The following is a 6,284-nucleotide window of genomic DNA, read 5'->3' on the forward strand; positions in this document are numbered from 1 at the left end:
TTCGATCCGGCCTCCACCTCTCGGCGGCGACGACGCTCCCAGCACTTTCGTTCGGGAAACGGTCGCGGTCCGGGGCACTTTCGTTCGGGAAACCGTCGGATTCCGGGGCGCCTTCGTTCAAGAAACCGTCGCGTCCCGGGGTGCCTCCGGACCTTCGTCCGTCGGGTCGTCTCCGGTCGCACACGACGACGGCGCCCGCCCTGCGCCGTCATCGTGTGTGACGTACACCTCGCTCATAGGTGACGCGGTCTACTCTCTACTGTCACCACAGCGCCCCGGGTCCGTCGCAGGCGGGCCCGCGGACCACAGAGAGAGGGGAGTCGCATGGCTTCGCACAGTCGCGTCGACACCGCACACCCGGTGCACAACCCGGACATCGTCGGGTTCACCGAGGCGGAGATCAACGAGCAGCCCGTCAAGCCGAAGTGGAACTCGCTCGGCCCCGGCATCGTCGCCGCCGCCACCGGCGTGGGCGCCGCGGACCTGGTCGCCACCCTGACCGCCGGCTCCCGCTACGGCTACATGCTCATGTGGGCCGTGGTGCTGGGCGTGATCCTGAAGATCGTGCTCGTCGAAGGCACCGGCCGCTACTACCTGTCCACCGGCAAGACGATCTTCCAGGGCTGGCGCACGCTGGGGGCCTGGACCACCGTCTACTTCGCCCCGTACATCCTGATCTGGGGCTTCGTGTACGGCGCCACCGCCATGTCCTCCACGGCGCTGCCCCTGGCCGCCCTGTTCCCCGGTGTGGACGCCAAGGTGTTCGCCATCGTGGCCGGCGTGATCGGCCTGTGCCTGGTGTGGCTGAACAGGTACCGCCTGATCGAGACGCTCATGACCGTGCTGATCGGCGTCATGTTCGTGACCGTGCTGCTCTCCGCCGCGCTGACCGTCCCTAATGTGGGCGCGATCCTGGCCGGCCTGGTCCCGCGCATCCCGTCCGGCGACCCCGAGGTCATGTTCTACGTCCTCGGCCTGGCCGGCGGCGTGGGCGGCACCATCACCCTCGCGGCCTACGGCTACTGGCTGCGAGAGAAGGGCTGGAACGTCCCGAAGTACATGAAGGTCATGCGCTTCGACAACGCCACCAGCTACATCCTCACCGGCATCTTCGTGATCGCCACGATGATCATGGGCGTGGAGCTGCTGCACTCCGCGGGCATCGCGATCTCCTCCGGAGACAAGGGCCTGCTGGACGTCGGCACCGTGCTGGCGGACCGCTACGGCCAGGCCTGGGCCACCGTGTTCCTTGTCGGCTTCTTCGCCGCGTCCTTCTCCTCGCTGCTGGGCGTGTGGCACGGCGTCTCGCTGATGTTCGCGGACTTCTGGGCGAACTTCCGCAAGCCGGTCGACCAGCTGGACCAGGACGACGCCCCGTCCCTGTCCTCCGCCCCGGCCCGCTTCTTCCTGCTCTGGGTCACCTTCCCGCCGATGATCCTGCTGTTCCTGGACCGCCCGATCTTCCTGATCCTGCTGTACGGCACGCTCGGCGCGCTGTTCATGCCGTTCCTGGCGGTGACCCTGCTGTTCCTGAACAACTCGAAGAAGGTCCCGGCCCGCTTCCGCAACGGTTGGGGGAACAACATCCTGCTCGGCGGCACCACCGTGATCTTCCTTGTGCTCGGCGCCAACGAGCTCTACAAGGCCCTGCAGCCGCTGTTCGAGCTCCTCGGCTGACACCCCGAGCACTTTCGTTCGGGAAACCGTCGGGTTCTGGAGCACTTTCGTTCGGAAGCCCGTCGGGTTCCCGTGGAACCCGGCCCTCCCGACGACGGCACTCACCGTACCCAGGTGCGTGCCGTCGTCGTCCCCTCGCCTTTCCAGCCGACCTTCGGGCGCTCCATGACGGGCCGGCGGAGGCGGCCGCAGACAGACCCTGCACAATAGAGGCGTTCATCACACTCCAGGAGAGGACCTGCGTCATGGACGGGAACCAGCCCCACGACCGATCGACCGCGCCGCCGGGAGAGGGGAGCAGGTCCGGGCGCGGTCGGCTGACGCCTGCGAAGTTCATCGAGGAGGTCACCTACCCGCACGACATCCACCCGGCCCTGGTGCCCGGCGTCTCCATCGAGGACCAGAGGGTCCGCTATGGCCTGGACAAGGCGATCATCGGCGTCGTCGGCGTGCTGGTGGTCGGCTTCGTGGTCTGGGGCGTGCTGCAGCCGGACGTGGTGCTGGAGGCCTCGACCACCGCCCTGAACTGGGTCATGCAGAACCTCGGCTGGGTGTTCTCCTCGCTGGCGATCGGGATGGTCCTGTTCCTGCTGGTGCTGGCGTTCTCCCGCTACGGCGGCATCACCCTCGGCCTGGACGGCGAGAAGCCCGAGTACTCCACCGCCTCCTGGGCGGCCATGCTCTTCGCCGCCGGCATCGGCATCGGCATCATCTTCTTCGGCCCCTACGAGCCGCTGACCTACTACCTGGCCCCACGGCCGGGCGCCTACGAGCCCGCCTCCACGGAGGCGATCACCGGCGCCATGGCGCAGGCGGCCCTGCACTGGGGCATCAACGCCTGGGCCATCTACGCCATGGTCGGGCTGGCGGTGGCCTACGTGTCCTACCGGCGTGGCCGCGTGCCGCTGATGAGCTCGATCCTCATGCCGCTGTTCAATCGCGGCGACGACCCGAAGTCCTTCGGTGCCCGGCTCATCGACTCCCTGGCGATCATCGCCACCCTGTTCGGCACCGCCGCCTCCCTGGGCATCGGTGCCCTGCAGATCGGCCAGGGCGTGCAGATCGTCACCGGATGGTCCACGGAGGGCAACGCCGTGGCGATCGGCATCATCACCCTGCTGACCATCGGGACCGTGGCCTCCGCGGTCTCGGGCGTGGCCCGCGGCATCCGTTGGCTGTCCAACATCAACATGGTGCTGGCGATGGGCCTTGCGCTGTTCTTCTTCGTGGCCGGACCCGCCGCATTCCTGTTCAACGTGATCCCCGGCGTGATGATGGAGTACGTCGGGTCCTCGGCGGACATGCTGGGAGCCAACATGGCCCAGGGCGAGGACATGCAGGCCTTCCTGTCCTCCTGGACCACCTTCTACTGGGCCTGGTGGGTGTCCTGGGCGCCGTTCGTGGGCGTCTTCGTGGCCAAGATCTCCCGTGGCCGCACCATCCGCCAGTTCATCCTGGGCGCACTGTTCATCCCGTCGGCCGTGATCATCCTGGCGTTCACCGTGATCGGCGGCACCACCATCTGGCTGCAGCACACGAACGGGTCCATCGCCCCGGACGGCACCGCGGACTCCCTGCCGGCCCCGGCGGAGATCTTCTGGGTGGTCATCGACCAGCTGCCCGGCGGCGGTCTGGTGGCCCCGGTGGTCATCCTGATGCTCGCGGTCTTCTTCATCACCACCGCGGACTCCGCGTCGATCGTGAACTCGCAGCTGTCCCAGGGCGGCGACCCGTCCCCACGCCGCCTGGTCACCGCATTCTGGGCGGTCTGCATGGCCGGCATCGCCGTGGTGATGCTGCTGACCGGCGGCGACACCGCGCTGTCCGGCCTGCAGAACCTCATCACCATCACCGCGCTGCCGTTCTCCGTGGTGATCGTGCTGATGGCGATCGCGCTCTTCCGCGAGCTGCAGCATGACCCGCAGGCGATCCGAGAGCACTACAAGGACGAGGCGCTGGAGAAGGCGGTCCGCCTCGGCATCGAGGACCACGGTGACGACTTCACCCTCGCCGTGCAGCCGGTGGCCGCGGACAGTCCCTACGCCGTGGGCGGAGACTTCGACTCCACCGCCGCAGAGGTCACCGACTGGTACCAGCGCAGGGATGAGGACGGCAACGAAGTCGCCTACGACTACGAGACCGGTGAGTATCTGGACGAGGATTCCACCGAGCAGGGCCATGAGGACCGTGAGGACGGGCCGGCGACCGATCCCGCCGAGCGTCCCGACGACGGCGCCGCACCCCGCACCTGATCCCCCGCCCCGGCACTTTCGTTCGGGAAGCGGTCGGGTTCTCGGGCACTTTCGTTCGGGAGGCGGTCGGGTTCCCGGGCGTTTTCGTTCGGGAGGCGGTCGGGTTCCCGGGCGTTTTCGTTCGGGAGGCGGTCGGGTTCTGTCGGCCCCGAGCGGGGGCTGACAGGGCGCGCGGTCCCGGGCAGACTGGGCCGCATGATCGTTGCGTTCTCCGTCGCCCCGTCCGGCGCTCCCTCAGACCCGTCTCTCTCCCGCCCTGCCGGGGGTGAGGACTCCGGCTCGGTGCACGAGGCCGTGGCCGCCGCCGTCGCGGTGGTGCGCGCCTCCGGTCTGCCGCACCGCACCTCCTCGATGTTCACCGAGATCGAGGGGGAGTGGGACGAGGTCATGGCCGTGGTCAAGGAGGCCACCGAGGCCGTGGAACCCTACGGCTCCCGTGTCTCCCTCGTGCTGAAGGCGGACATCCGCCCCGGCCGCACCGGCGAGCTCGACGGCAAGCTCGAGCGCCTCGAGGCCGCCCTGAAGCGCGCGGACGAGGACGCGCAGGAGAGCCGCGGGTGAGTGACGACGTCGCCGGTGCCGACAATGCCAACGGTGCCGCCGTGGCCGACGCCGCCGACCGAGCCCCCGGGGCACGTCCGGGCTCGCGTACTGGTGAGGACACACCCTCATCCGGCCGCGAATCGAGGGTCGAGACGGTGAGTCCTCACCAGTTGTCACAGCAGGCGGGGGCGAGGACTCCCGAGGCGTCGGTCCGTCCTGTCACCGCCGAGGACCTGCCCGCCGTCCTCGCCATGAAGAACAGGTCCTGGCGCACCGCCTACGCCCACGCCCTCCCTGCCGAGGAGTTCGATCGCATCGACGCCGGCCTCGCCGACCAGGTTGAGTCCTGGAAGCGCATTGTCGCTGACCCGGAGGTCAACCTCGTCCTCGGCGAGCAGGGCCCGCACGCCACCTCGGCGCCGGAGTCGGGTGCCGTCGTCGGGATGGCGTGTGCGGGTCCCCGCCGTCCCTTCGGCGACGCCGCCATGGTGCTCGCCGGCACCGGCCTGTCCGAGGGCGACCTGCCGGAACGCGAGCTGTTCGCCGTCTACCTGGACGAACGCGTCTACGGCACGGGACTCGCCGACCGCCTCCTCCGCGAGGTCCTCGGCGACGCCCCGGCCGTCCTCTGGGTCCTGGACGGCAATGCCCGGGCCGAGGCGTTCTACCGCCGCCACGGCTTCGAGGCGCTCGGCGCTCCCGCGCCGCTCGGCGGGAGCTGGGGCGAGCACAGCGAGCGGCTCTACGTGCGGCGCTGAGTCAGCTCAGCCCGGCTACTGGTGAGGACACACCCTCATCCAGCCGCCGATCAGGCACTGAGACGGTGAGTCCTCACCACTTCGCGCAGGGAGCGGGGGCACCTCACCAGTAGGCGCAGGGGGCATCCCACGAGTCAGCGCAGCGGGGGCACCTCACCACTTCGCGCAGGTGCGGGGACACCGCACCGATGCGGGAGGATGGAGCCATGATCGAGGCTGGCACCTTCCCCATCAGCTCGGGCACCGCGTCCATCGAGCCGGACCCGTGGACGCCCGGTGCCTTCCTGCTGCGCGTCAACGGCGTGGAGTCCTCCCAGCTGAACCCGGACACCCCGACGGAGCTGGGCTTCGAGTACATGCGCTGGGCCGCGGCCGTCCTCACCCACCGCTTCGCCACCGACCAGCGGATCCGCGTCCTGCACCTGGGCGGCGCCGGCTGCACCTTCGCCCGCTGGGTCACGGCCGTCTACCCGCAGGCGCACCAGGTGGCCGTGGAGCTGGACGCCGGGCTGGCCGAGCTGGCCCGCACGCGCTTCGAGCTGCCGCGGGCCCCGCAGCTGAAGATCCGCGTCGGGGAGGCGGGTGAGGTCCTCGCCGGCATGCGCCCCGGCACCCGCGAGGTCGTCTTCCGGGACGTCTTCGCCCCCGTCTCGGACGACCCCGACGCCCTCCACGTCACCCCGGAGCACCTCACCGGGGTCTCGGCCGCGGCCTCTGCCGCCTCCGTCCTCACCCCCGGCGGGGTGTACCTCATGAACATCGGCGGCGGCCCGGACCTGACCTCGGTCCGCCAGGAGGTGGCCGCGCTGTGCGAGGTCTTCCCCCATGTGGAGGTCATGGCGGATGCGACCATGCTCAAGGGCCGCCGCCGCGGCAACGTCATCGCCGCGGCCTCGGACGCCCCGCTCACGGACGAGTCCCTCGGCGGCCCCTCCGCCCTAGCCCGCACCCTTCTCTCGGACCCCGTGCCCGCCCGGGTCGTGGACTCGGTGGAGAACTTCACTGCCGGGGCGAGACCCCGCCCCTGAGCCCCGCCCCTGAGGCCTCCGCCCCC

At 69.8% G+C, this 6,284-nt stretch carries 5 protein-coding genes; all 5 read left to right on the forward strand.

Annotation, left to right across the window (positions count from 1 at the left end; genetic code table 11):
• Window positions 1-324: 324 nt before the first annotated feature.
• The gene (locus tag MLY01S_RS08205; RefSeq protein WP_067191049.1) at window positions 325-1,677 is read left to right on the forward strand and encodes an Nramp family divalent metal transporter; all 1,353 of its coding nucleotides are present in this window, start codon (window positions 325-327) and stop codon (window positions 1,675-1,677) included.
• A gap of 245 nt (window positions 1,678-1,922) precedes the next feature.
• Window positions 1,923-3,929: a BCCT family transporter gene (locus MLY01S_RS08210; protein ID WP_082739871.1), complete on the forward strand. Its 2,007-nt coding sequence runs from the start codon at window positions 1,923-1,925 to the stop codon at window positions 3,927-3,929.
• Between the two features lie 195 nt (window positions 3,930-4,124).
• Window positions 4,125-4,490 carry a thiamine-binding protein gene (locus MLY01S_RS08215; protein WP_067191050.1) on the forward strand — a complete coding sequence of 122 codons (366 nt, stop codon included), beginning with the start codon at window positions 4,125-4,127 and terminating at the stop codon, window positions 4,488-4,490.
• 233 nt (window positions 4,491-4,723) lie between these two features.
• Window positions 4,724-5,230, forward strand: a complete 507-nt coding sequence (locus tag MLY01S_RS08220) for a GNAT family N-acetyltransferase (protein ID WP_067191051.1) — start codon at window positions 4,724-4,726, stop codon at window positions 5,228-5,230.
• A 206-nt stretch (window positions 5,231-5,436) separates the two neighbouring features.
• Entirely contained in the window at window positions 5,437-6,258 is an 822-nt protein-coding gene (locus MLY01S_RS08225; protein ID WP_245232101.1) for a spermidine synthase, read from the forward strand.
• Window positions 6,259-6,284: the final 26 nt, after the last annotated feature.

The organism is Micrococcus lylae NBRC 15355 (genome assembly GCF_001570885.1).
Classification (GTDB): Bacteria; Actinomycetota; Actinomycetes; order Actinomycetales; family Micrococcaceae; genus Micrococcus; species Micrococcus lylae.